The 22,838-nt window shown below is 57.9% G+C and carries 20 protein-coding genes and 3 tRNA genes; 4 read left to right on the top strand and 19 right to left on the bottom strand.

Annotation, left to right across the window (positions count from 1 at the left end; genetic code table 11):
• Positions 1-184: 184 nt before the first annotated feature.
• Both cra and POF45_RS20270 read left to right on the top strand, forming a co-directional pair.
• Complete coding sequence (cra, locus tag POF45_RS20275; protein ID WP_282316556.1) at positions 185-1,180, top strand: catabolite repressor/activator; 996 nt, start codon at positions 185-187, stop codon at positions 1,178-1,180.
• A gap of 3 nt (positions 1,181-1,183) precedes the next feature.
• The gene (locus POF45_RS20270; RefSeq protein WP_282316555.1) at positions 1,184-1,960 is read left to right on the top strand and encodes a TatD family hydrolase; all 777 of its coding nucleotides are present in this window, start codon (positions 1,184-1,186) and stop codon (positions 1,958-1,960) included.
• Here POF45_RS20270 and POF45_RS20265 read toward each other — a convergent pair whose 3' ends face one another.
• The 5 genes from POF45_RS20265 to POF45_RS20245 all read right to left on the bottom strand — a co-directional run bounded on the left by POF45_RS20265 (position 1,961) and on the right by POF45_RS20245 (position 8,499).
• A complete protein-coding gene (locus POF45_RS20265) occupies positions 1,961-2,350 on the bottom strand; it encodes a hypothetical protein (RefSeq protein ID WP_282316553.1) in 390 nt (129 codons plus the stop codon).
• A 177-nt stretch (positions 2,351-2,527) separates the two neighbouring features.
• Positions 2,528-3,232, bottom strand: coding sequence for a methyl-accepting chemotaxis protein (locus POF45_RS29925; RefSeq protein ID WP_409077945.1), 705 nt, complete (start codon positions 3,230-3,232; stop codon positions 2,528-2,530).
• A 1,598-nt stretch (positions 3,233-4,830) separates the two neighbouring features.
• Positions 4,831-5,667 carry a regulatory signaling modulator protein AmpE gene (gene ampE / locus POF45_RS20255; protein WP_259499279.1) on the bottom strand — a complete coding sequence of 279 codons (837 nt, stop codon included), beginning with the start codon at positions 5,665-5,667 and terminating at the stop codon, positions 4,831-4,833.
• A complete protein-coding gene (ampD, locus tag POF45_RS20250) occupies positions 5,664-6,224 on the bottom strand; it encodes a 1,6-anhydro-N-acetylmuramyl-L-alanine amidase AmpD (RefSeq protein ID WP_259499278.1) in 561 nt (186 codons plus the stop codon). The genes ampE and ampD overlap by 4 nt, the downstream gene beginning before the upstream one ends.
• A 64-nt stretch (positions 6,225-6,288) precedes the next feature.
• A complete protein-coding gene (locus tag POF45_RS20245; protein WP_282316549.1) occupies positions 6,289-8,499 on the bottom strand; it encodes a DUF1631 domain-containing protein in 2,211 nt (736 codons plus the stop codon).
• Between the two features lie 363 nt (positions 8,500-8,862).
• Between POF45_RS20245 and nadC the strand changes: the two genes are divergently transcribed.
• The gene (gene nadC, locus POF45_RS20240) at positions 8,863-9,711 is read left to right on the top strand and encodes a carboxylating nicotinate-nucleotide diphosphorylase (protein ID WP_259499273.1); all 849 of its coding nucleotides are present in this window, start codon (positions 8,863-8,865) and stop codon (positions 9,709-9,711) included.
• A 49-nt stretch (positions 9,712-9,760) separates the two neighbouring features.
• On the opposite strand, the gene POF45_RS20235 is transcribed toward nadC, so the two are convergent.
• Positions 9,761-10,066, bottom strand: a complete 306-nt coding sequence (locus POF45_RS20235; RefSeq protein ID WP_259499271.1) for a DUF6388 family protein — start codon at positions 10,064-10,066, stop codon at positions 9,761-9,763.
• 295 nt (positions 10,067-10,361) lie between these two features.
• Here POF45_RS20235 and POF45_RS20230 point away from each other — a divergent pair, with 295 nt between their 5' ends.
• Positions 10,362-10,901 carry a hypothetical protein gene (locus POF45_RS20230; RefSeq protein ID WP_259499269.1) on the top strand — a complete coding sequence of 180 codons (540 nt, stop codon included), beginning with the start codon at positions 10,362-10,364 and terminating at the stop codon, positions 10,899-10,901.
• An 11-nt stretch (positions 10,902-10,912) separates the two neighbouring features.
• Here POF45_RS20230 and POF45_RS20225 read toward each other — a convergent pair.
• From POF45_RS20225 to glmM, 13 genes are all read right to left on the bottom strand, one after another.
• Positions 10,913-10,988 (bottom strand) — tRNA-Thr (locus tag POF45_RS20225).
• Between the two features lie 133 nt (positions 10,989-11,121).
• Positions 11,122-13,227, bottom strand: a complete 2,106-nt coding sequence (gene pnp, locus POF45_RS20220) for a polyribonucleotide nucleotidyltransferase (protein WP_201114931.1) — start codon at positions 13,225-13,227, stop codon at positions 11,122-11,124.
• A 195-nt stretch (positions 13,228-13,422) separates the two neighbouring features.
• Positions 13,423-13,692 (bottom strand): 30S ribosomal protein S15, encoded by a 270-nt coding sequence (rpsO, locus tag POF45_RS20215; protein ID WP_003176135.1) that lies wholly within the window; start codon positions 13,690-13,692, stop codon positions 13,423-13,425.
• 142 nt (positions 13,693-13,834) lie between these two features.
• The gene (truB, locus tag POF45_RS20210; protein ID WP_054616162.1) at positions 13,835-14,752 is read right to left on the bottom strand and encodes a tRNA pseudouridine(55) synthase TruB; all 918 of its coding nucleotides are present in this window, start codon (positions 14,750-14,752) and stop codon (positions 13,835-13,837) included.
• 3 nt (positions 14,753-14,755) lie between these two features.
• A complete protein-coding gene (gene rbfA / locus POF45_RS20205; protein WP_259499266.1) occupies positions 14,756-15,157 on the bottom strand; it encodes a 30S ribosome-binding factor RbfA in 402 nt (133 codons plus the stop codon).
• Positions 15,158-15,316: 159 nt separating this feature from the next.
• Positions 15,317-17,842: a translation initiation factor IF-2 gene (gene infB / locus POF45_RS20200; RefSeq protein WP_259499264.1), complete on the bottom strand. Its 2,526-nt coding sequence runs from the start codon at positions 17,840-17,842 to the stop codon at positions 15,317-15,319.
• A gap of 27 nt (positions 17,843-17,869) precedes the next feature.
• Positions 17,870-19,351, bottom strand: a complete 1,482-nt coding sequence (gene nusA / locus POF45_RS20195) for a transcription termination factor NusA (protein ID WP_007900474.1) — start codon at positions 19,349-19,351, stop codon at positions 17,870-17,872.
• Positions 19,352-19,398: 47 nt separating this feature from the next.
• A complete protein-coding gene (rimP, locus tag POF45_RS20190; RefSeq protein WP_259499261.1) occupies positions 19,399-19,857 on the bottom strand; it encodes a ribosome maturation factor RimP in 459 nt (152 codons plus the stop codon).
• Positions 19,858-19,995: 138 nt separating this feature from the next.
• Positions 19,996-20,072 (bottom strand) — tRNA-Met (locus POF45_RS20185).
• 96 nt (positions 20,073-20,168) lie between these two features.
• Positions 20,169-20,254, bottom strand: a tRNA-Leu gene (locus tag POF45_RS20180).
• Between the two features lie 22 nt (positions 20,255-20,276).
• Positions 20,277-20,660, bottom strand: a complete 384-nt coding sequence (secG, locus tag POF45_RS20175; RefSeq protein ID WP_201194393.1) for a preprotein translocase subunit SecG — start codon at positions 20,658-20,660, stop codon at positions 20,277-20,279.
• A gap of 4 nt (positions 20,661-20,664) precedes the next feature.
• The gene (gene tpiA, locus POF45_RS20170; RefSeq protein ID WP_259499259.1) at positions 20,665-21,420 is read right to left on the bottom strand and encodes a triose-phosphate isomerase; all 756 of its coding nucleotides are present in this window, start codon (positions 21,418-21,420) and stop codon (positions 20,665-20,667) included.
• Positions 21,421-21,486: 66 nt separating this feature from the next.
• Positions 21,487-22,824 (bottom strand): phosphoglucosamine mutase, encoded by a 1,338-nt coding sequence (gene glmM / locus POF45_RS20165; protein ID WP_259499257.1) that lies wholly within the window; start codon positions 22,822-22,824, stop codon positions 21,487-21,489.
• Between the last annotated feature and the right edge of the window lie 14 nt (positions 22,825-22,838).

Below are 22,838 nucleotides of genomic sequence, written 5' to 3'. Positions count from 1 at the left end.
CACCTGAAACGTAGAAAATACGCTTGCTGAAACGTTTAATCTAGAATGATTGGCACGTTACTCGATAATGTCTCATCCTTGAAGCCCAACTTGTCGGATGCGTTGCGACATTGGTCGTCTGCCTGAATCGGGTAGGATTGGCGAAAATGTCGGGGCAAGCTCGAAAAAACAAGGAAATCCCGAGTTGAAACTCAGTGATATCGCCCAACTGGCCGGTGTGTCCGTGACCACCGCCAGTTATGTCATCAATGGCAAGGCCGCACAGCAACGCATCAGCAGCGCCACCGTCGAGCGCGTGCGTGCGGTGGTCGAGCAACATGGCTTTACGCCCAACCCCCAGGCCGCCGGGCTGCGCAGCCGGCACACGCGTACGCTGGGCTTTATTCTGCCGGACCTGGAAAACCCCAGTTACGCGCGAATTGCCAAGCTGCTGGAGCAAGGCGCCCGGGCGCGCGGCTATCAATTATTGATCGCCAGCTCCGACGATGCGCCGGACAGTGAACGGCAATTGCTGCAACTGTTCCGCGCCCGCCGCTGCGATGCGTTGATTGTCGCCAGTTGCCTGCCCACCGATGACGACAGTTATCGGCAGTTGCAGGCCAAAGGCATCCCGATCATCGCCATCGACCGGGTCATGGAGCCCGAGCATTTCTGCTCGGTGATCAGTGACGACCGCGAGGCCAGTCTGCACCTGACCCAAAGCCTGCTCGACCCGTTGCCCAAGCAGATTGCGCTGATCGGCGCCCGACCCGAACTGAGCATCAGCCAGGAACGGGCCGCCGGCTTCAAAGAAGCGCTGGCCGGGTTTGAAGGTCAGATACTGATCGAGCAAGGCGAGTCGTTCAGCCGTGAGTGCGGCAAACAATTGATGGAAGAATTGCTACAGCGCCTGGGGCATTTGCCCGATGCGCTGGTAACAACTTCCTACGTGCTGTTGCAGGGTGTGTTCGATGCCTTGCATGACTTCCCGCTGAAAAGCCGTCCGCTGCGGCTCGGCACGTTTGGTGACACACAGTTGCTGGATTTCCTGCCGCTACCGGTCAATGCCATGGCCCAGCAACATCAGTTGATCGCCGACAAGGCACTGGAGCTGGCGCTGGCGGCCATCGAGCAGTCGGACTACCAGCCCGGCGTGCTGGCCATCGCGCGGACCTTCAAGCAACGTATTCACCGGGACTGAGCCGTGGAGTTTGTCGACACCCACACCCATCTGGATTTTCCGGATTTCGACGAGGACCGCGGGGCGCTGCTGGCGCTAAGCCGCGCCCACGGCGTACAGCGGATGGTGGTGTTGGGGGTTTATCAGGCCAATTGGCAACGGGTCTGGGATCTGGTGCAAAGCGATCCGGATCTGCATGCGGCTTTCGGCTTGCACCCGGTCTATCTGGACCAGCATCGTGCGCAGGACTTGAGTGAACTGGGCGACTGGCTGACACGCCTGGCGGGTCATCGGCAGCTCTGCGCGGTGGGCGAGATCGGCCTGGATTACTTTATCGAAAGCCTGGATCGCGCCCGTCAGCAGGCGCTGTTCGAGGCGCAGCTGCAACTGGCGGCAGACTTCAATCTGCCGGCCTTGATTCACGTACGGCGCAGCCACGCTGCGGTGATCGCCACGCTCAAGCGCTTTGGCCTGAAACGCGCCGGCATCATCCACGCGTTTGCCGGCAGCCGGGAAGAGGCGCGGGAATACATCAAGCTGGGTTTCAAACTCGGCCTGGGGGGCGCGGCGACCTGGCCTCAGGCACTGCGCATGCACCGGGTATTGGCCGACTTGCCGCTTGAGGCGGTGGTCCTGGAAACCGACTCCCCGGACATGGCGCCCGCCATGTTTGCCGGCCAGCGCAACAGCCCGGCACACTTGCCGGCGATCAGCGCGGCGCTTGCCGAGATCATGGCTATCAGTCCCGAGCAACTGGCGGCAGTCAGCACCGCCAATGCCTGCCAGCTGTTCAACTGGTAGTCAGTCGATGTGGGCCTTGGCGGCTTCGAGAATCAACGTCATGTGTCGCCGGTGTCGGACAACGCGGGTAATCGCACAGTAGGCGAAGATCGCGATCAGGGAGAAATTCAGCTGTTCCACCACGCTGATCATCCTCAGCCATTCCATCACCAGCGCCACCAGCACTGCCGTACAGACCATGAGCATTGCACTTGCGCGCACCAGCGCCAGGGAATCAAGCGACCTGAAGCGTTTGATCTGCCTGGGGCAGCGCAGTTGCAAGGCTTTGTGACAGTGGCTACAGGTAAACGCTTCGTTGATGGCGATGGCATTCAGTTGCCATGGCTTGAGCGCCAGCATGGTCTGACAGTGGCCGCAGCGGCCCTTGATTCCTATCGTGACGGCAGACATAACCGAGCTTCCTCAGGGCAGGTCAGAAGGGTGGATCTTCCTGTATTGAAGACGAAAAATCTGCGTGCTCAGGAAAACAGGAAATAACCCGCCGTACGTAGAGCAGAAGTACTACAAATTGTTCAGACATCATTCCAGATATCACGAAACCACGTGGGAGCAGGTTGGTGTGGTGTTTCAGACGCGGAATGCGCTGATCAATTGCTTCAGTTCCACTACCTGCGCCGACAACGCCCGGCTGGCATTTTCGGTCTGGTACGCACCGTCGGCGGTACGCTCGCCGGCGCGATTGATCTCGACGATATTCTGGTCGATGTCGTGAGCCACGGCGGTCTGCTGCTCGACGGCGGCAGCGATTTGCTGATTCTGGTCGACGATCATGCCCACTGCGCCGAGAATGTTTTCCAGGGCCCGCTGGACTTTTTCCGACTGCCCCACGGTGCCATTGGCCATTTCATGACTGATGCCCATGGCTTTCACCGCCGCACTGACACCGCCGTGGAGCCGGGTGATCATCTGCTCGATTTCTTCGGTCGATTGCTGGGTACGCTTGGCCAACGTCCGCACTTCGTCCGCCACCACCGCAAAGCCGCGCCCTTGCTCGCCAGCACGGGCCGCTTCGATGGCAGCGTTGAGCGCCAGCAGATTGGTCTGCTCGGCAATGCTTTTGATCACGTCAAGCACACGGCTGATGGCCTGGCTGTCGCTGGCCAATTGATTGACCACCCGCACCGACTGATCGATCTCGCTGGCCAGGGCTGCGATGCTGCCTTGCTGGGATTCAACTAGCCCCCTGCCACTCAACGTTTCATCGTTGACGCTGTGGGCGCTGCTGACCGCGGCGGCTGCACTACGCGCCACCTCCAGTGAGGTCGCTGACATCTGGTTCATGGCCGTGGCAACCTGCTCAATCTGCGTGCGCTGCCCGGATACCGCCTGATTACTTTGGGCCGATACGTTTTCCACCTGCCCGGCCTGACGTTCGACCTCGCCGACGGTCTGACTGACCCGTTCGATCAGGTCATGGATTTTCTTCACGGTGCCGTTGAACACTTCGCCCAATTCGCCCAACTCATCACGGCTCTGAGCCACGAAGTTCACGGTCATGTCGCCCGCCGCGACCTTGTCCATCATCGCGCCCAGGCGTTTGAGCGTGGTGCGGGTCGAGGCATAGAAACCGCCGTACAGGTAAAAAATCAGCACAAACACCGCCGCCAGCGCCACCGCCTGCAAGACCATGTGCGTGCGGTTCTGCTCAAGCCGTTGCTGCAACTGGCTACCGAGAAACTTCAGCGTGGCTTCATTGAGTTGATAAGTCTGGTCCATCAGGCCGGTGACCTGATCATAAAAGGGCTGCCATGGCGCATCGAGCGCTTCGGCCATCACAACTTGTTGCTCGAACAGTTCACTGGCCTTTTTCAGTGAGGTCTTGCTGTTCTCTGCCTCGGTGGCGAGGTTTTCGCGCGCAGCCTTGCTGGAGTTCAGGGCATCCTGCAATTTCAGGCCATATTCAGCCTGTAGCTTTTCGATCTGCGCCAACAGTTCATCAAAGCGGGTGCTGGAGGAAGAATTGAGAAAGCCCTGTCCCAATGAGTACGAGCCCATCGCCCGCCCTTCGCCCAGGATTTGGGTAACAGAGGCCGTCACTTGGGTAACGAGTTCGCTGAGCTGACGCATATCGCTCTGATTGTCACGGCTGAGCCCAGCCTGACTGGCAATGATCTGGCTGAAAACCTGCGCATTGCCGAGCAACTTGCCGATCTGCGCACTTTTACTTTGCAGCGAATTTTCCGCTTGCTGGGACTTCAACGCGGCGATCATTTCATCGTGTTTATCGTCGAACACCTTGATCTGCTCAGGGTCAGTGGCCGTTGCCGCGAGCCCCTGTAGACGCGCAAATATGCCTTGTTCCAGTGTCGATATCTTCGACTCGACATCGCCCGCCTTGCCGGACTGAGCAAGGGTGACGTTGATCTGCACCAGATTGTTGAGGGTTTCCAGATCCCGGCGCAGGGTCAGGCTGCTGCCCAGCAGGTCAAGGCTCTGCAGTTCAACCTGGGTGCCCTGGAATTCGCGATAGGAATCACGCACCAGAAAGAAGTTGGTCACCAGCATAGGCACCAGAAACAGCACGCTGATCAGGCTGAACTTCATGCCGAAGCTCAGGCGGTTCATCAGCGCGACGGCGGGATAGAGCAAGCGCTTCACGGTGAAGTCTCCCTGTTGATTTCTTATTTTTATTGGCAGGCGCACAGAGGCAGCAGATAGCCACTATTGGACGCTATCTCTGTATAGCTCAAATCGGAGGGAGGTTTTGTAACTTAAGGTTAACGGCAGGGATGCCGTTCTTCAGAACGACGACTTCCCCTGTGGGAGCGAGCCAGCTCGCGAAACGGCCTTAATATTCAACAGAGATGCTGGCTGACAGACCGCTTTCGCGAGCAGGCTCGCTCCCATAGTTGTTGCGGTGCATAGGAGATTTACGGCAACACCGTCCACAATGCAAAACCGGCATACCACAGCACTGCCGCACGCAGCAGCAGCTCCCAGATCCGGTCGAGGCTGTTGATGCCTTCAGGGCCGACCACCGGGGCCGGGATTTCCCCGGCCGCCAGACCGACCTTTTCCATCAACTGCACAGCACTGATGTTCCAGTTCAGCAGTTCGTGCAACATCACCCGGCTGACTGCGACAAAGTTGCCGACCAGGGCAAAACTTGCCGCCAGTACGCGCACCGGCACCCAGTCAAAGGCGTGACGCAATTGCCCGGCACGCTCGGCCAGGGCCGGGTTCTGCGCATGCTCTTCGGCCAGGGCCAGCAAGCGATAACTCAGTGCTGCCACCGGGCCGAGCACGAAATACCAGAAAATCACCGCGAAAAAGCTCTGATACGCCTGCCACAACAGATGAGCCTGGACACGCTCCAGCAACTGTTCGCCGTCGTCAGCGCAGATGTTCAGGTCGCGGTTGGCGACATGAGCGGCAGCTTGCAGGTCTTCCCGACGCCAGGCGTCGCGGAACGGCCCGAGACCACCCAGCAAATCGCCACGGCCCAGGCTGTAGATCACCACCAGCAGATGCACCGGTAACGCCAACAAGCCATAAGCCACGGGTTCCAGCACCACCAGCAGCAACCCGAGCAGCGCCACCGGCAACAGCACCAGCAGTGCCAATATCAGCCACGGACGATTGCCCAGTCGCGGGCTGGCCTCCAGTTTGGCCAGCTCACGCAACCAACCGCCATCGCGCTGAACCCGGTGACGCAGGGCTGAGAATTTCTCGATCCAGACCGCCAACAGCAAAACCAGAAAGCTCATTGTTGCTCCTCTTTTTCCAGAGCCGCGCGATAGCGTGCCCAGTCGAACGCCAGTCCGGGATCGGTCTTGCGCCCCGGTGCTATGTCGCTATGCCCGCAGATCCGTTGCGCGGTGATGCCGGTGAAGGTGTTTTGCAGCTGTCGGGTCAGGGTCGTCAATGCCTGATATTGCGCGTCGGTGAACGGTAGATCATCCGTCCCTTCCAGCTCGATGCCCACGGAAAAATCGTTACAGACTTCCCGCCCTTCGAAACTCGAGACACCCGCATGCCAGGCCCGCTCAAGGCAGGAGACAAACTGGGTGACAGCACCGTCACGCTCAATCAGAAAATGTGCGGATACCCGCAGGTCGGCGATCCCTTCAAAGTAGGGATGTTCGGTGACATCCAGACGATTCTGGAAAAATTCCTGCACCTTGCCGGTGGCGAACTGCGCCGGCGGCAGGCTGATGTTGTGGATCACCAGCAGGGAAATTTCGCCCGTGGGGCGCGCATTGAAGTTGGGCGAAGGACATAGGTTTACGCCCTGACACCAACCGCTCGCGGGGTCCAACTGCATACAGGTTCCTTCAACGACGACTGTGTTGGTGCCCAGTATGCCGTGATAGACCCTCGGCGCGCGATCACTTGCCGCGATTGAGTCGCCGCAGATTGCCGATCACCGATTCCAGGGCTCTGTCGAACAGCAGCGTATCGTCCAGTGTGCGTACCGCGCCCCGGCGAAACTCCAGAGCCAGGCCGGTGTGGCTGCGCTCCAGTACTTTCATGCCGGTGCGGTTGACAAAAATGTACTTGCCGGTGGCTTCGATGATCGCCGCCAGTTTGCAGCGCAAGGTGTTTTCCTCGTCCTCCTGAAACTCGACCCAGCAACCCAGGCGCAACTGATTGACCTGCAACATCCCAACATCGTCCGCGGGCAAACCCACAGCAACATTTTCGACCGGACCTTCGTCAGCCGTACGCAGGACAATTTGCTGCAACACCTCAACCATCACCGGCGCATCGCCCACAGCCGATTGCTCCAGGGCCTGGCCCGGGCGCTCGAACAGTTGAACGTGCAGGTGCTCCAGCTCACTGAAGAATTCACTGGTGGCAAACGGATCAAACGCCGAACTGCTCAGCCCATCGCGCAGAGACTTGAGCAAGCCAGGCACCAGCGATAACAGGCGCAAACTCGCATCATCGGCCTCATGGCGCTGCACGCTCCAGATCAATTGCGCCATGGTTTGTACGTCGGCATGCCATTCAGCAGACTGATCGCCATGCTTGAGACACGTCAGCAGCAACACCTTGCTCCAGGCATTCTGCACAAACGCCACCACACCTTGCGGCAACACCTTGCCCAACAAGGCCTGGTTCAGCGCTTGCTCAACCCGTTGCCGGGCCAGTTCGGTCTTGGCGCGTCCTTCCTCGGCGTCACGGGTGCGCTGTTCCAGCAACTCGCTGCGACGGCGCTCGTCGCTGGTAAAGGCGAGAAAGTCCGCCAGCAACTCGGAGAAAATCGCCGGGTCATCGACAAAGTCGTTCAACAGGCGCTGTACCACTTGCTCGATGCGCAGGTACAAACTGTCGCGCTGATGATCGTCGCACTCGCCCCACCCCATCGCCGCCGCGGCAATTTCGTTGAGCAAGCGGCGGGCCGGATGGCTGCTGCGGCTGAAGAAACTCTTGTCGAGTACCGCGATTTTGAGCATCGGGATTTGCAACCGGGCGATCAATGCCTTGAGCGAGTCCGGCAGGTTGCGATCATCAAGCATGCACTCAAACAGCATGGCGATCAGGTTGATCACGTCTTCATCGGCGACCCCGACCACCCGCGACTTGCCACTTTTGACACTGACCCGGGTCAGCAGCTGTTCAAGCTGATTGCGCAGATCGAAATCGTCCTGGGCAGCCAGCGCCGGCACGTACTGCTGCAAATGCGACAACAGGCGCAGCAGGTCACGGGTCGAAATCGGCAACGTCTGGGCGCAGGCCTCAAGTGTGGGTGCGACACTGCCGCGCATATGCAGCAGCAACTCCTGCAAGGCGGCAAAGACTTCCTGCACGCCGTCATCCATCGGCGCAACGCCTGCGCGGACACCGGGTTCAACCAGGTCGGCCTGCACACTGGCCGCCGCGCGATCAGTGACACGCCGCGCCGGCGCCGGCTTGAGGTCCGGCAACACGCCCGTGGCGACCAGCAGTTGATTGGCTTCGGCGTAAAGCTGATCGGCAGTACTGAGTACATAACGGTCGAACAGTTTGAGGAGGATCAGCTTGACCTTGATCTCCACGCCAAGGTTGCGCCCGGCCTGCAAGAAGTACTCACACAGTTTCGAGGGCCCTAACGGGTTGTGCTGCTCCAGCAGCGCCTTGCCCACCAGCACGCTGAGCCGGGTGGTCAATTGATCGAGGGCAAAACCTTCGCGGTTCAGCACTTTGTTGACCATGGCCTCGACGGCCACATTGCGCTCCAGATCGTCGTTGGTTTGCGACAGCAACCCTTCGAACGCCTGGGGCAATGCGCAATGCGGGAGATCGGGTTGGGTCAGGCTGATAAATGCTTCGAGAAACTGTTCAAGAAACCCGCGCTCGATACTTTTGCGCTTGAGGCGCAGATCGCGCATGGCTTCAAAAAAAATGTTCTGTTCGATGTCGTTGCGGGCCCGGTCGGCCATTTCGAACAAGGTGTCGTCGGCATTATCGAACAACTCCTGCAAACCATGGCGCAGCTGTTGCACAGCCTTGTCGCGAACCTGAAGAAGAATCACAGGCAGGCGGGCGAGCGGCGAATGTGTCGCCTGATCGGTAGCCGCCTTGTGCAAAGGCACTACATTCCCGTCGTTGTGCATCCAAGCCTCCTGTCACGGTGATTCTTCGGGTTCGGCAAAAAAAGATCGACTGCGCAGGCCTCACAGCCATCGCCCAACGGGGAGCAAAGCCCAACCGCTGTCATTCAATAATCGGAGATCCAAAGGCACGTCAAAGCTATGACGTCAAATGCAAGGCGGATTATCTTGCAAAAGATGTCTCCTGTGCCAGCAGACTCTGCGTTTCTTGTCGAAATAGATACATAAGGCAGACCTTGGCCCGGCCCTGGATACTCACGCGGATCGACCAAATGCAGGTTTCAGCGCGATGTGAACACCTCGCACGCCTTGGGTTGCCCCGCGCCATGGCTCTATAATCGAGCCACTTAGTTTGTGGAGTCCGTTATGCCGAATCTACGTCTCGCCGATCTGACCGCCGAAATCGAAGCCAACGTGCGCCGTGCGCTGCTCGAAGACGTCGGCAGCGGCGACATCACCGCGCAACTGATCCCGGCAGAACGCCTGGCCAAAGCCACCATCATTACTCGTGATAACGCCGTTATCGCCGGCACCGCCTGGGTCGATGCCGTGTTCCGGCAACTGGACCCACGAGTGGCGGTGCATTGGCAGGTACGCGACGGTGAGCGGGTGAAACCGAATCAGCCGTTGTTTCACCTCGAAGGCCCGGCCCGCTCGCTACTGACTGGTGAGCGCAGCGCGCTGAATTTCTTGCAGATGCTCTCCGGCGTGGCAACCCGCGCACAACACCTGGCCGATTTCGTCGCCGAGACTCAGGTGAAGTTGCTCGACACTCGCAAAACCTTGCCCGGGCTGCGTCTGGCGCAAAAGTACGCGGTGACCTGCGGCGGTTGCCACAACCATCGCATCGGCCTGTATGACGCCTTCCTGATCAAGGAAAACCATATTGCAGCCTGTGGCGGCATCCCTGAAGCCATTAGGGCTGCGCACAAGATCGCTCCGGGCAAGCCGGTGGAGATTGAAGTGGAAAGCCTGGACGAACTCAAAGAAGCGCTGGCGGCAGGCGCCGACATCATCATGCTCGACGAGTTGAGCCTGGATGACATGCGCGAGGCCGTGCGCCTGAATGCCGGCAAGGCCAAGCTGGAGGCCAGCGGCGGCATCAATGAAAGCACGCTGCTGCCGATTGCGCAGACCGGGGTGGATTACATTTCGATTGGTGCGATGACCAAGGACGTGAAGGCCGTCGACCTGTCGATGCGCCTCAGTCTCTGAGAAAGCCGCGCAAAAAAACGCCAGCCCTCTGAAGGCTGGCGTTTTCGTTTCAAACCACCAGGTTGTTCATCTCGCAGTACTCATCCCACTCGACGCCCAATACTTCGGCGGCCTCCTTGTGCAGGACAATCCGCGCAGCTTCGAAATCTTCGGGGCTTGAGGTGTACTTGAGTGTCAGTTCCCACGGCTGCAAGCCCTGAGCTTCTGCCTCATCCTCGAACGCCCACTGAATCTGGTCTTTCTGATCGTCGGCACTCAGGTCCTTGATCTCGTCCATCAATTGCGGGGCATCGAGCACGTACTTCCTGAGGGCTTCTTCGTGTCGGGCTTCCTGGGTCAACTCTTTAACGGTCATGGCGTTCTCGCTGATCTGGGAATGGAAGATGGATCTGGATCATCAAGGATCTCTCTGCCGTAAACCGGTACAGGCCCGGTTTATCCGGCCTTCAGAACCATTCTGGATCATGAAAACTGCTGGGCGGTGCTCAGTCAGACTCCGAATATAGGACGTTTGGCTGACGATTTACATGGCTCTTTACATCAATCCCACAAATTATCGGTCGCCCTGTCAGTGTGAGGTCCGGGAACATAAATCCGAAACTGACGTCATAGCGATGTGCCATGCCGGCACTTCACAAGGAACCTCAGTGATGCGCAGTTTTTCGACGCTTTCGGCCACCCTCCTCGCCACCGCTTTGCTTGGCAACCTGGCACTCGTCAACACGGCTCAGGCCGCCGTTGAAATCGTCTCCGGTCCTGCGCAGTACAACGATCAAATTTCTGCCATTCGTAACTCGTACAACGATAACCAACTGGTCAAGAGCGGCTTCAGCGTTGATGACCTGCAGGACATGCAGAAAACCGTGAAGGCCAATGCCACCGAACTGGACTATCAGAAGCGCACCATTAACGAGCAAGCGCGTCTGATCGAAGAACTCAAGCGTAGCAGTGGTTCCAGTTCCAGCTCGAACAACAGTGATTTATCCGACATCAAGCGCACGATCAAGGACCAGGACAGCGACCTGAAAAACCTCAGCAAGCAGGTGGACGACCTCAAGCGCAGTAGCGGGTCCAGCTCGAGTTCCAGCTCCAGCGAGCTGTCGAACCTCAAGCGCCAGGTCAGCGATCAGGATCGGACCATCGACCAGCTCAAACGCACGGTTGAAGATTTGAGCAGGAAGGTGAAGTAGCAGAGGGGAATTGGTGCCCGAGACAGGAATCGAACCTGCGACCTTCGCGTTACGAGTGCGCTGCTCTACCGGCTGAGCTACACGGGCGTGTGGGCTAAACCTAGCACCGGGTTTGAGGTCCGGCAACTTGAAGACTGTGATCTTTTATTTTCCTGCACACAGCAAAACGCCCCGAACCAGTCGGGGCGTCTTGTTGTTCAGCGGTCAGTCGCAGGGGTGATTAAACGCCCGACGCCTTGGCTGCTGCCACGTCTTTGATGGACAGTTTGATACGGCCGCGGTTGTCCACGTCCAGTACCAGTACTTCCACTTCCTGGCCTTCTTTCAGGATGTCGGTCACTTTCTCTACGCGAGCGTCGCTCAACATGGAGATGTGAACCAGACCGTCCTTGCCTGGCAGGATGTTGACGAATGCGCCGAAGTCGACGATGCGCTCAACCTTGCCGACGTAGATCTTGCCGATTTCAGCTTCTGCGGTGATACCCAGAACGCGCTGACGTGCAGCTTCAGCAGCTTCCTTGGTTTCGCCGAAGATCTTGATCGAGCCGTCGTCTTCGATGTCGATCGAAGCTTTGGTCTCTTCACAGATCGCACGAATGGTCGCGCCGCCTTTACCGATGACATCACGGATTTTGTCGGTGTCGATTTTCATCGCGATCATGGTCGGAGCATTTTCCGACAGTTCGGTACGGGACTGACCAATGATCTGGTTCATCTGACCGAGGATGTTCAGGCGCGCTTCCAGGGCTTGGCCCAGAGCGATTTCCATGATTTCTTCGGTGATGCCCTTGATCTTGATGTCCATCTGCAGCGCGGTAACACCTTTGGCGGTACCGGCTACTTTGAAGTCCATGTCGCCGAGGTGGTCTTCGTCACCCAGGATGTCGGTCAGGATGGCGAATTTCTCGCCTTCTTTAACCAGACCCATGGCGATACCGGCAACCGGTGCTTTCATCGGAACGCCGGCATCCATCAGGGCCAGGGAAGCGCCGCAGACCGAAGCCATGGAGCTCGAACCGTTGGACTCGGTGATTTCCGACACAACACGGATGGTGTACGGGAACACGTCGGCAGCAGGCAGCATCGCAGCAATCGAACGACGGGCCAGACGGCCGTGACCGATTTCGCGACGACCAGCGCCACCCATGCGACCACACTCACCTACCGAGAACGGAGGGAAGTTGTAGTGCAGCATGAACGGGTCTTTTTTCTCGCCTTCCAGGGTGTCCAGCAGTTGTGCATCACGGGCGGTGCCCAGTGTTGCTACGACCAGAGCCTGGGTTTCGCCACGGGTGAACAGTGCCGAACCGTGGGTCTTTGGCAAAACGCCGACTTCGATGTTCAGGGGACGTACGGTCTTGGTGTCGCGACCATCGATACGTGGCTTGCCGTTTACGATGTTTTCGCGAACGGTGCGGTATTCGATTTCGCCGAAAGCTGCTTTGACTTCGCTGGAAGAAGGCTGGCCTTCTTCGCCGGACAGCTTGGCAACTACCTGGTCTTTCAGCTCACCCAGGCGAGCGTAACGGTCGGCCTTGATGGTGATGGTGTAGGCCTGGGAGATCGCGTCGCCGAACTCGGCACGGATAGCGCCCAGCAGAGCGGTCGCTTCTGGCTGTGGAGCCCAGGCCCAGGTTGGCTTGGCGGCTTCGGCAGCCAGTTCTTTAACGGCGTTGATCACAACCTGGAACTCGTCGTGAGCAAACAGTACCGCGCCCAGCATCTGGTCTTCGGTCAGCTCTTTGGCTTCCGATTCAACCATCAGAACGGCTTCCGACGTACCGGCAACGACCATGTCCAGGCTCGAAGCTTTCTGTTGTTCGTAAGTCGGGTTCAGCAGGTAGCCGGTGCTTTCGTGGAACGCAACGCGGGCAGCGCCGATCGGGCCATCGAAAGGAATACCGGAGATGGCCAGTGCAGCCGAAGTACCGATCATCGCAGCGATGTCCGGATCGGTCTTCTTGCTGGTGGAAACGACGGTGCAGACAACCTGCACTTCGTTCATGAAGCCTTCTGGGAACAGCGGACGGATCGGACGGTCGATCAGTCGGGAAGTCAGGGTTTCTTTCTCGGAAGGACGGCCTTCGCGCTTGAAGAAACCGCCAGGGATCTTACCGGCAGCGTAAGTCTTTTCCTGGTAGTGAACGGACAGAGGGAAGAAGCCCTTGCCTGGATCTGCTTGCTTGGCACCGACTACGGTCACCAATACGCTGACGTCGTCGTCAACGGTGACCAATACTGCGCCGGAGGCCTGACGGGCGATACGGCCTGTCTCGAGGGTAACGGTCGACTGACCGAACTGGAATTTTTTGATTACCGGGTTCACGGTGTCCTACCTTCTTTTGTGGCTCTTGGGGAACTTGTCTTCTTGCGAAATTCTTGGGCAATGTCGGGAATCGGCCCAACGCCTGTCCAGGGTAAAACGTGTATCCAGATAAAACTTGAGGCTGGGAGCCTGCCATGCACCAGCGGGAAACCCACTGACGCACGACAGACAACCAACCTCTAGCGCAATCGCTTATTAGCGACGCAGACCCAGGCGACCGATCAGAGCCTGGTAACGGCCCAGATCTTTACCTTTCAGGTAGTCCAGCAGCTTACGGCGCTGGTTTACCATGCGGATCAGACCACGACGGGAGTGGTGATCTTTACCGTTGGCCTTGAAGTGACCTTGCAGCTTGTTGATGTTGTGGGTCAGCAGTGCAACTTGCACTTCTGGCGAACCAGTGTCACCAACAGCTTGCTGGTAGTCAGCTACGATTTGTGCTTTTTCTTGAACGTCGAGAGCCATGAGGCAATCCTTTTATTAGGAAACTGTTTCAAAGAAACAGCTTCAACAGGCCAGGGACAAATCCCTGTATCTAAAAATGAGTAGTGACCGTGCCTGCTAACAGCCACCCTCGCCAGCCTGCTGTTACGCAGACCGGTTTCGGTCATTCCGACCGAATCAGTCGACGTGGCGCGATGCGCCCGTCTTCGCTCACTTCACCAATACCGATGAAGCGACCATTGTGATCCTGTACCCGTACCATGCCGAACTTCGGTGCATCCGGGGCGCGTACCGGCTGGCCGTTAAGCCAGTAGAACGAGCTGTGCTCCGAGAACTGCAACAGCGGCCAATCCAGCAAGCCGCTGTCCGATGGCATCAGGAAGCGGTCGACCGCTTCGTTGCCGCCTTCGGCATGTACCGCTTCCAGCTCTTCGAGCGTGACCGTCTGCGCCAGCGTGAAAGGCCCGGCCTGGGTACGTCGCAGTTCTGCAACGTAAGCGCCACAACCGAGTTGCTCACCAATATCCTCCACCAGGGTGCGGATATAAGTGCCTTTGCTGCAATCCACCGCAAGCCGCGCAGTATCACCCTCAAAGGCCAGCAATTCCAAGCGCGCAATAGTAACAGAACGCGGTTCGCGCTCCACTACTTCGCCTGCACGGGCCAGCTTGTACAGCGGCTGCCCGTCACGCTTGAGGGCCGAGTACATCGGCGGTATCTGGCTGATTTGCCCACGAAAACCGGGCAAGGCAGCTTCGACATCGGCGCGACCAACGGTCACCGGGCGTTCCTGCAAAACCTCACCTTCGGCATCGGCCGTGGTGGTGGTCTTGCCCAGTTGCGCCAAGGTTTCATATGCCTTGTCGGAATCGAGCAGGTATTGCGAGAACTTGGTGGCCTCACCGAAGCACAACGGCAGCACGCCGGTGGCCAGCGGATCGAGACTGCCGGTGTGTCCGGCCTTCTCGGCGTTCAGCAACCAGCGAACCTTCTGCAGCGCGGCGTTGGAGGTGAACCCCAACGGTTTGTCGAGCAGGATGATGCCGCTGACGTTACGACGGATACGTTTGACCTGAGCCACCGATTACTCCTTGGCGTCTTCGGGTTCAGCCGCTTCCGGGTGCTGATTATCTTCAGCCACCGCACGCTCGATCAGGGCCGACAGGTGCGCGCCACGCACGACGCTTTCGTCGTAGTGGAAGTGCAACTGTGGAACGCTGCGCAACTTCATCTCACGAGCCAACTGCATGCGCAGGAAGCCGGCGGCGGAGTTGAGCACCTTGATGCTTTGCGCGATGTCTTCAGCGCTGTCCTGGCCCATCACGGTGATGAAGATCTTGGCGTGACCGACGTCACGGCTGACTTCAACAGCGGTAATGGTGACCAGGCCGACGCGCGGGTCTTTGACTTCACGACGGATCAGCTGTGCCAGCTCACGCTGCATCTGATCGCCGATACGTTGGGTACGGCTGTATTCTTTTGCCATGTCTTGTTACCTGTTACTGCCTCACGGTGAAACCCGTGGGGTCTGAAAGCGGCAAACGCCCGGCCTGACAAAAGCCAGACCGGGCGTTGCGTTTAGAGTCCTGACGCCGTGCCGCGCACTTGCATGCAGCGGCTCGCCGTGGCCCTTGAAGTGCGCGAGTTAGAGGCTGCGAGCAACCTGAACCTTCTCGTAGACTTCGATCTTGTCGCCAGCTTTGACGTCGTTGTAGCTCTTCACGCCGATACCGCATTCCATGCCGGCACGTACTTCGGAAGCGTCATCCTTGAAGCGGCGCAGGGATTCCAGCTCGCCTTCGAAGATAACGATGTCTTCACGCAGTACACGGATTGGACGGTTACGGTGAACAACACCTTCGATAACCATGCAACCGGCGATCGCGCCAAACTTCGGCGAACGGAACACGTCACGCACTTCAGCAGTACCCAGGATATTCTCGCGAACATCGCTGCCCAGCATACCGGTGAGGGCTTTCTTGACGTCTTCGATGATGTCGTAGATCACGTTGTAGTAACGCATATCCAGACCTTCCTGCTCGACGATCTTGCGAGCGCCAGCATCGGCACGCACGTTGAAGCCGAACAGTACAGCGTTGGAGGCCAGTGCCAGGTTGGCGTCGGACTCGGTGATACCACCGACACCGCCACCGACAACACGCACTTGCACTTCGTCGTTACCCAGGCCATTCAAGGCGCCGTTCAACGCTTCCAGCGAACCACGGACGTCGGATTTGAGGACGATGTTAAGCGTCTTCTTCTCTTCCTGGCCCATGTTCTCGAAGATGTTTTCAAGCTTGCCAGCGTGAGCGCGGGCCAGTTTGACTTCGCGGAACTTGCCTTGACGGAACAGAGCCACTTCACGGGCTTTCTTCTCGTCGGCAACAACGCTCATCTCGTCGCCAGCGTCCGGAGTACCGTCCAGGCCGAGAATCTCGACAGGGATGGAAGGACCGGCTTCTTTGATTGGCTTGCCGTTCTCGTCGAGCATGGCACGTACACGGCCATAGTTCGAACCGACCAGGACCATGTCGCCTTGGCGCAGGGTACCGTCTTGAACCAGAACCGTCGCAACCGGGCCACGGCCCTTGTCGAGACGCGATTCAACCACAACACCACGACCTGGGGCCGACGGGGTTGCCTTGAGTTCCAGAACTTCAGCTTGCAGCAGAACAGCTTCGAGCAACTCGTCCACGCCAGTACCGACTTTCGCCGAAACCGATACGAACGGGGTGTCGCCGCCCCACTCTTCCGAGGTCACGCCGTGAACCGACAGTTCGCTACGGATGCGATCGAGATCAGCGCCCGGCTTGTCGATTTTGTTCACTGCAACAACCAGTGGAACGCCTGCAGCCTTGGCATGCTGGACAGCTTCAATGGTCTGCGGCATTACGCCGTCGTCCGCTGCAACGACCAGGATCACGATGTCAGTCGCCTTGGCACCACGAGCACGCATTGCGGTAAACGCAGCGTGACCCGGGGTATCGAGGAAAGTGACCATGCCGCGATCAGTTTCAACGTGGTACGCACCGATGTGCTGGGTGATACCGCCGGCTTCGCCAGCCGCTACCTTGGCACGACGGATGTAGTCGAGCAGCGATGTCTTACCGTGGTCAACGTGGCCCATTACGGTCACAACCGGTGCACGGGAGAACGTCTCGCCTTCAAATTTCAGGGACTCGGCCAGGGAATCTTCCAGGGCGGTGTCGCTGACCAGGGTCACTTTGTGGCCCAACTCTTCAGCCACAAGTTGAGCAGTTTCCTGATCGAGAACCTGGTTGATGGTCGCCGGGGTACCCAGTTTGAACATGAACTTGATGATTTCAGCAGCCTTGACCGACATCTGCTGGGCGAGATCGCCAACAGTGATGGTCTCGCCGATCTTCACTTCGCGCACAACAGGGCCGGTTGGGCTCTGGAAACCGTGAGCGTTGCGTTTCTTCAGCTTGGCCTTGCCGCGACCACCACGACGGAAGCCATCGCTTTCTTCGTCGGTAGTACGTGGCGCAACACGTGGAGCAGGCGCCTTCTCTTTGACCGAAGCACGATGCGGAGCGTTTTTGCGCTCACCATCGCCACTGCCACGACGATTGTTATCGTCGGCACGTGGTTTGTCCGGACGGCGCTGTTCGTTCTGCTTGTTACGAACGTCGGCAGACGGTGCTGGTGCAGCAGCCACCGGCGCGCTTTCACGCACAGGTTCGGCAACTGCAGCAGGAGCCGCGACAGCGTCGGTAGTAGCGTTTTGCGCAGCAGCAGGCTGGCGACGCGCTTCTTCTTCGGCGCGACGCTTGGCTTCTTCTTCAGCCTTCTGACGGGCAGCATTTTCTACTGCGCGACGCTCTTCCAGTTCACGCTTGCGTTCGGCTTCAATTTCTTCCGGGCTACGCTGTACGAAAACTTTCTTTTTGCGGACTTCAACGCTGATGCTTTTGCTGCCAGCAACCCGCAGGGTGCTGGTGGTTTTACGCTGCAGCGTGATCTTGCGTGGTTCTTCCACTTTCGCCTTGTGGCTGCTTTTCAAGTGAGTCAGCAAAGATTGCTTCTCACTGTCAGTCACATGTTCTTCGGCGGCGGTGTGCGGCAGACCTGCCTCACGCATCTGCTGCAACAGGCGCTCTACCGGTGTTTTGACCTCATCGGCCAGTTGTTTCACCGTGACTTGCGTCATGCACTTCTCTCCTCAGGCCGCGCCTAATTACTCGAACCAGTGGGCTCGGGCGGCCATGATCAACTTGCCGGCACGATCATCGTCAATGCCGTCGATGTCGAGCAGGTCGTCAATAGACTGCTCGGCCAGGTCTTCGCGGGTAATTACGCCGCGCACCGCCAGTTCCATCGCCAAATCCTTGTCCATACCCTCAAGCGAGAGCAGGTCTTCGGCCGGATGGGCGTCTGCCAGCTTTTCCTCAGTAGCGATGGCTTTGGTCAACAAACGATCCTTGGCACGAGCGCGAAGCTCGTTGACGGTTTCTTCGTCAAAGCCGTCGATGTTGAGCATTTCTTCCAGCGGTACGTAGGCAATCTCTTCCAGGCTGGTGAAGCCTTCATCTACCAGCACCTGTGCCAGGTCTTCGTCGACTTCCAGCTCGTCGATGAAGTTGCGCAGGATGTCGCCGGTTTCTGCTTGCTGCTTAGCCTGGATGTCCGATTCGGTCATCACGTTCAGGGTCCAGCCAGTCAACTGGCTAGCCAGACGCACGTTCTGACCACCGCGACCGATGGCCTGAGCAAGATTGTCTGCGCCAACGGCGATGTCCATTGCATGGGCATCTTCGTCAACGATAATTGCCGCCACTTCTGCCGGCGACATTGCATTGATCACGAACTGAGCCGGGTTATCGTCCCACAGGACGATGTCCACACGCTCACCGCCCAACTCGCCCGACACTGCCTGGACGCGCGAACCGCGCATACCGATGCAAGCGCCCTGCGGATCAATGCGTTTGTCCTTGGAGCGGACCGCGATCTTGGCACGCGAACCCGGATCACGGGACGCCGCCATTACTTCGATCAGGCCTTCAGCGATTTCCGGCACTTCGATGCGGAACAACTCGATCAGCATTTCCGGCGCGGTACGCGACAGGATCAGCTGCGGGCCGCGGTTCTCGGTGCGGATTTCCTTGAGCAACGCACGCAAGCGCACGCCAACCCGGAAAGTTTCGCGAGAAATGATGTCTTCACGAGCCAGCAACGCTTCAGCGTTGTTGCCCAGGTCGACGATCACGTTGTCGCGGGTGACTTTTTTCACGGTGCCGGAGATGATTTCCCCAAGGCGCTCGCGATAAGCGTCAACAACTTGAGCGCGCTCGGCTTCGCGTACTTTCTGCACGATGACTTGCTTGGCAGTCTGTGCAGCGATGCGACCGAACTCGATGGATTCGATTTTTTCTTCGACTACATCACCCACCTTGGCACCAGGATGCGTTTCGGCAACCTTGCTTGGCCAGGTTTCGATGGCCGGATCGTCCAGGTCTGCTTCTTCGACGACCGTCCAGCGACGGAATGTCTCGTAAGCACCAGTGTGGCGATTGATTTCCACACGCAGATCGACTTCGTCCTCAAAACGCTTTTTGGTAGCAGTGGCCAGAGCCAGCTCCAGCGCCTCAAAAATTACGTTTGCCGGTACGCCCTTTTCATTGGATACCGACTCAACAACCAGCAGTACTTCTTTGCTCATCGTACGCCTCGCCTTTCGCAAGCCATTGGATCCGCGGGATCCGCGTCTCAGTCAAAACTGGGAATAATGTTGGCCTTGTCGATCATATCGATCGGCAACAGGAACTCATGGTCTTCAACCTGCACCACGATGTCCTGCTCTTCTACACCGCGCAGAAGGCCCTGAAAGTTGCGTCGACCTTCAAAAGGCGAACGCAGCTTGATCTTCACTTGTTCACCGGCAAATTTTGCAAACTGCTCAAGAGTGAACAGTGGGCGTTCCATGCCAGGCGAGGAAACTTCAAGGGTGTATTCAACGGCGATCGGATCTTCAACATCCAGAACACCGCTGATCTGACGGCTCACGATGGCACAATCGTCCACCAGTACGCCGCCTTCCTTATCGATATAAACACGCAACATTGAGTGACGACCCTGAGCCGAAAACTCAATACCCCAGCATTCATAGCCTAGGGCCACGACCACCGGGGCCAGCAAGGCCTGCAACTCTTCTAGCTTGCTCGACACCTGAACCCCCTCGTGCATGTATGTGCATGCTGTGCAAAATAAAAAAATGGGCGAAACGCCCATCCTTGAAACGCCGTCGAACAGCGGCGTTGAAAGTGTCCAGCTAACAAAAAGCCCCTTAAAAGGGGCTCTTTAAACTGGTTGCGGGGGCCGGATTTGAACCGACGACCTTCGGGTTATGAGCCCGACGAGCTACCAGACTGCTCCACCCCGCGACAAAGCTGGGGCGGAAGTATACGACCGATCCCTGACAGGGTCAATGTAACCTTCCACCTACAAGAAAGCCCGCAACAGCGGGCTCTCCTGATAATTGGTACCGAGAAGGGGACTCGAACCCCTACACCCTATGGGCACAACCACCTCAAGGTTGCGTGTCTACCAATTCCACCACCTCGGCAATACTACGTTTGAAACCCTTCTTACTTTTGCTCTTGAGCTGGAGGCACGTCAGTCGCTGGAGTAGCCGACTTTTGCTCTTGAAGCACCGGTACATCATCAGAAGCCGGTTTTTGCTTTGGAACTTCCAGAACCGCTGGATTTGGCAAACCTACTTGAGTCAGCTGGTGAGCTTTCTCTTTAGCAAAGTAACCTAACCCTAAGCTGGTTATGAAAAAACCTGCGGCAAGTATAGCAGTAAACTTACTAAGAAAGGTAGAGGAACCTTGGCTTCCGAACACAGTATTTGAAGCACCTGCTCCGAAAGACGCGCCAGCATCCGCACCTTTACCCTGCTGCAGCAATACCAGAGCAACTACGCCCAATGCACCCAGCAGATGAAAAACGACTACGACTGTTTCCAGCATTTTTTCAGTTTCCCGCGGCGCGACAAATCGCACCGAACTCATCTGCATTCAGGGAAGCTCCACCAATGAGCCCCCCATCGATATCCGGCATGCCGAACAGTTCGACCGCATTGGCCGCCTTCACGCTGCCGCCGTATAGAAGCCGCACACCTCGTGCGACCTCAGAATTCTCTGCCGCCAACTGAGCGCGAATGGCTGCGTGCACATCCTGCGCCTGTTGCGGCGAAGCAGTCAGCCCGGTGCCAATGGCCCAGACCGGCTCGTAAGCAATTACTGCCTTTGCAAAGGCACCTACACCCAGCTCCTCGATGATGCTGCCCAGCTGACGCCCGACAACCTCAAGAGTTTTCCCGGCTTCGCGCTGCTCCAGGGTTTCCCCTATGCACAACACCGGAATCAAGCCACATGCCTGTGCCGCTGCGAACTTGCGATTCAACATGCCGTCTCGCTCACCCATGATCTGGCGGCGTTCGGAATGCCCGACAAGAACCAGGGAACAACCTGCATCCACCAGCTGACTCGGTGCAATTTCACCGGTCAATGCGCCTTGCATGGATTCCACCGCAGAGTTCTGCGCGCCGACCGAAATCGACTTGCCTTTCAAGCCATCAATCACTTGATTGATATACAAGCAAGGCGGGAATACCGCGACATCAACACCGCTTGGCAAGGCCAGATGACGAAGGCCGTTGATCAGCTCAGCGACGCTGGCGCGGGTACCGTGCATCTTCCAGTTACCAGCTACCATAGTGCGACGCATGCTGTACCTCGTCGGTCAAAGTGGGCGCAGATGTTACCCAACACAATCATGGCTGGCAAGCCGAATTCAGGCAGAAACTTCAGTTACCAGTTTTGCCAGCTCTTCGGCGTAACCACGAACCTGTGTTTCGTCCTCGCCTTCGACCATGACCCGCACCAGTGGCTCTGTCCCGGACTTGCGCAACAACACGCGGCCGCGACCTGCCATTGCTTGCGTAACTCGCTCGCTGGCTTCCTTGACCGATGAGTGATCGAGGGGGCTCGCACCACCGCCGAAACGCACATTGATCAGCACCTGCGGGCACTTGCGCAGCGCCTGGCGGGTCTGGGCCAGCCCTTCGGAGCGAGCCTTCAACGCCATCAACACCTGCAACGCGGCGATGATCGCATCGCCGGTCGTGGTGTGATTGAAGCAAACGACATGCCCCGAGTTCTCACCACCGACCACCCAGTTGCGCTCCAGCAGCTCGGCGATCACGTAACGGTCGCCGACGTTGGCACGTATGAATGGAATTCCCAGATCGGCCAGGGCCAGCTCCAGCCCCAGGTTACTCATCAGCGTTCCGACCACACCGCCTTGCAATTTGCCGCGCTCGTGCAGATCACGAGCAATGATGAACAGCAACTCGTCACCATCAACGATGGCTCCAGTGTGATCCACCATCAGAACCCTGTCGCCATCACCATCAAAGGCGATACCCAGGTCCGCGTGCTCGGCCAATACAGCAGCCTGCAACTGCCCCATATGGGTCGAACCACAATTTTCATTGATGTTCAGGCCATTGGGCTGAGCGGACAAGACGACAACCTCGGCGCCCAGCTCACGGAAGACGCTTGGCGCCACCTTGTAGGTCGCACCGTGAGCGCAGTCGATCACCACTTTCAAACCGGTAAAACTGGTTCCGGTCGGAACACTGCTTTTGCAGAACTCGATATAACGACCGGAGGCGTCGTTGATTCGTGACACTTTACCGATCTTGCTCGACTCGACCACCGTCATGGGCGTATCGAGCAGCTCTTCGATCATCAACTCAAGCTCATCCGGAAGCTTGGTCCCCTTGCCGGAGAAAAACTTGATGCCGTTGTCATCGTGCGGATTGTGCGAAGCACTGATCACGATGCCGGCTTCGGCATGGAAAGTGCGCGTCAGATAGGCAATGGCCGGGGTCGGCATCGGCCCCAGGAGCATCACATCAGCACCTGCCGACGTCAGCCCGGCCTCAAGTGCCGACTCGAACATGTAGCCCGAGATGCGAGTGTCCTTGCCGACCAACACCTTGCAGGCGCCCATTTTGCGGAAAGCCATGCCCGCAGCCCAGCCAAGCTTGAGCATGAAGTCTGGAGTAATCGGGTATTCACCGACACGACCACGAATGCCGTCGGTGCCAAAGTATTTTTTAGTCATAGGTACTCCATCAT

This window comes from Pseudomonas fungipugnans (genome assembly GCF_029955235.1).
GTDB classification, from domain to species: Bacteria; Pseudomonadota; Gammaproteobacteria; order Pseudomonadales; family Pseudomonadaceae; genus Aquipseudomonas; species Aquipseudomonas fungipugnans.
This window is presented reverse-complemented; position numbering and strand designations above follow the sequence as displayed.

Excerpts from the sequence above, each read along its gene's own strand:
- POF45_RS29925 (WP_409077945.1), bottom strand. The coding sequence starts at position 3,232 with ATGTCAGCGACCTCACTGGAGGTGGCGCGTAGTGCAGCCGCCGCGGTC.
- nadC (WP_259499273.1), top strand. The coding sequence starts at position 8,863 with ATGCCGAATCTACGTCTCGCCGATCTGACCGCCGAAATCGAAGCCAAC.
- POF45_RS20230 (WP_259499269.1), top strand. The coding sequence starts at position 10,362 with ATGCGCAGTTTTTCGACGCTTTCGGCCACCCTCCTCGCCACCGCTTTG.
- rpsO (WP_003176135.1), bottom strand. The coding sequence starts at position 13,692 with ATGGCTCTCGACGTTCAAGAAAAAGCACAAATCGTAGCTGACTACCAG.
- ampE (WP_259499279.1), bottom strand. The coding sequence starts at position 5,667 with ATGAGCTTTCTGGTTTTGCTGTTGGCGGTCTGGATCGAGAAATTCTCA.
- nusA (WP_007900474.1), bottom strand. The coding sequence starts at position 19,351 with ATGAGCAAAGAAGTACTGCTGGTTGTTGAGTCGGTATCCAATGAAAAG.
- ampD (WP_259499278.1), bottom strand. The coding sequence starts at position 6,224 with ATGCAGTTGGACCCCGCGAGCGGTTGGTGTCAGGGCGTAAACCTATGT.
- POF45_RS20265 (WP_282316553.1), bottom strand. The coding sequence starts at position 2,350 with ATGTCTGCCGTCACGATAGGAATCAAGGGCCGCTGCGGCCACTGTCAG.
- infB (WP_259499264.1), bottom strand. The coding sequence starts at position 17,842 with ATGACGCAAGTCACGGTGAAACAACTGGCCGATGAGGTCAAAACACCG.
- glmM (WP_259499257.1), bottom strand. The coding sequence starts at position 22,824 with ATGACTAAAAAATACTTTGGCACCGACGGCATTCGTGGTCGTGTCGGT.
- secG (WP_201194393.1), bottom strand. The coding sequence starts at position 20,660 with ATGCTGGAAACAGTCGTAGTCGTTTTTCATCTGCTGGGTGCATTGGGC.
- tpiA (WP_259499259.1), bottom strand. The coding sequence starts at position 21,420 with ATGCGTCGCACTATGGTAGCTGGTAACTGGAAGATGCACGGTACCCGC.
- rbfA (WP_259499266.1), bottom strand. The coding sequence starts at position 15,157 with ATGGCAAAAGAATACAGCCGTACCCAACGTATCGGCGATCAGATGCAG.
- POF45_RS20235 (WP_259499271.1), bottom strand. The coding sequence starts at position 10,066 with ATGACCGTTAAAGAGTTGACCCAGGAAGCCCGACACGAAGAAGCCCTC.
- POF45_RS20245 (WP_282316549.1), bottom strand. The coding sequence starts at position 8,499 with ATGCACAACGACGGGAATGTAGTGCCTTTGCACAAGGCGGCTACCGAT.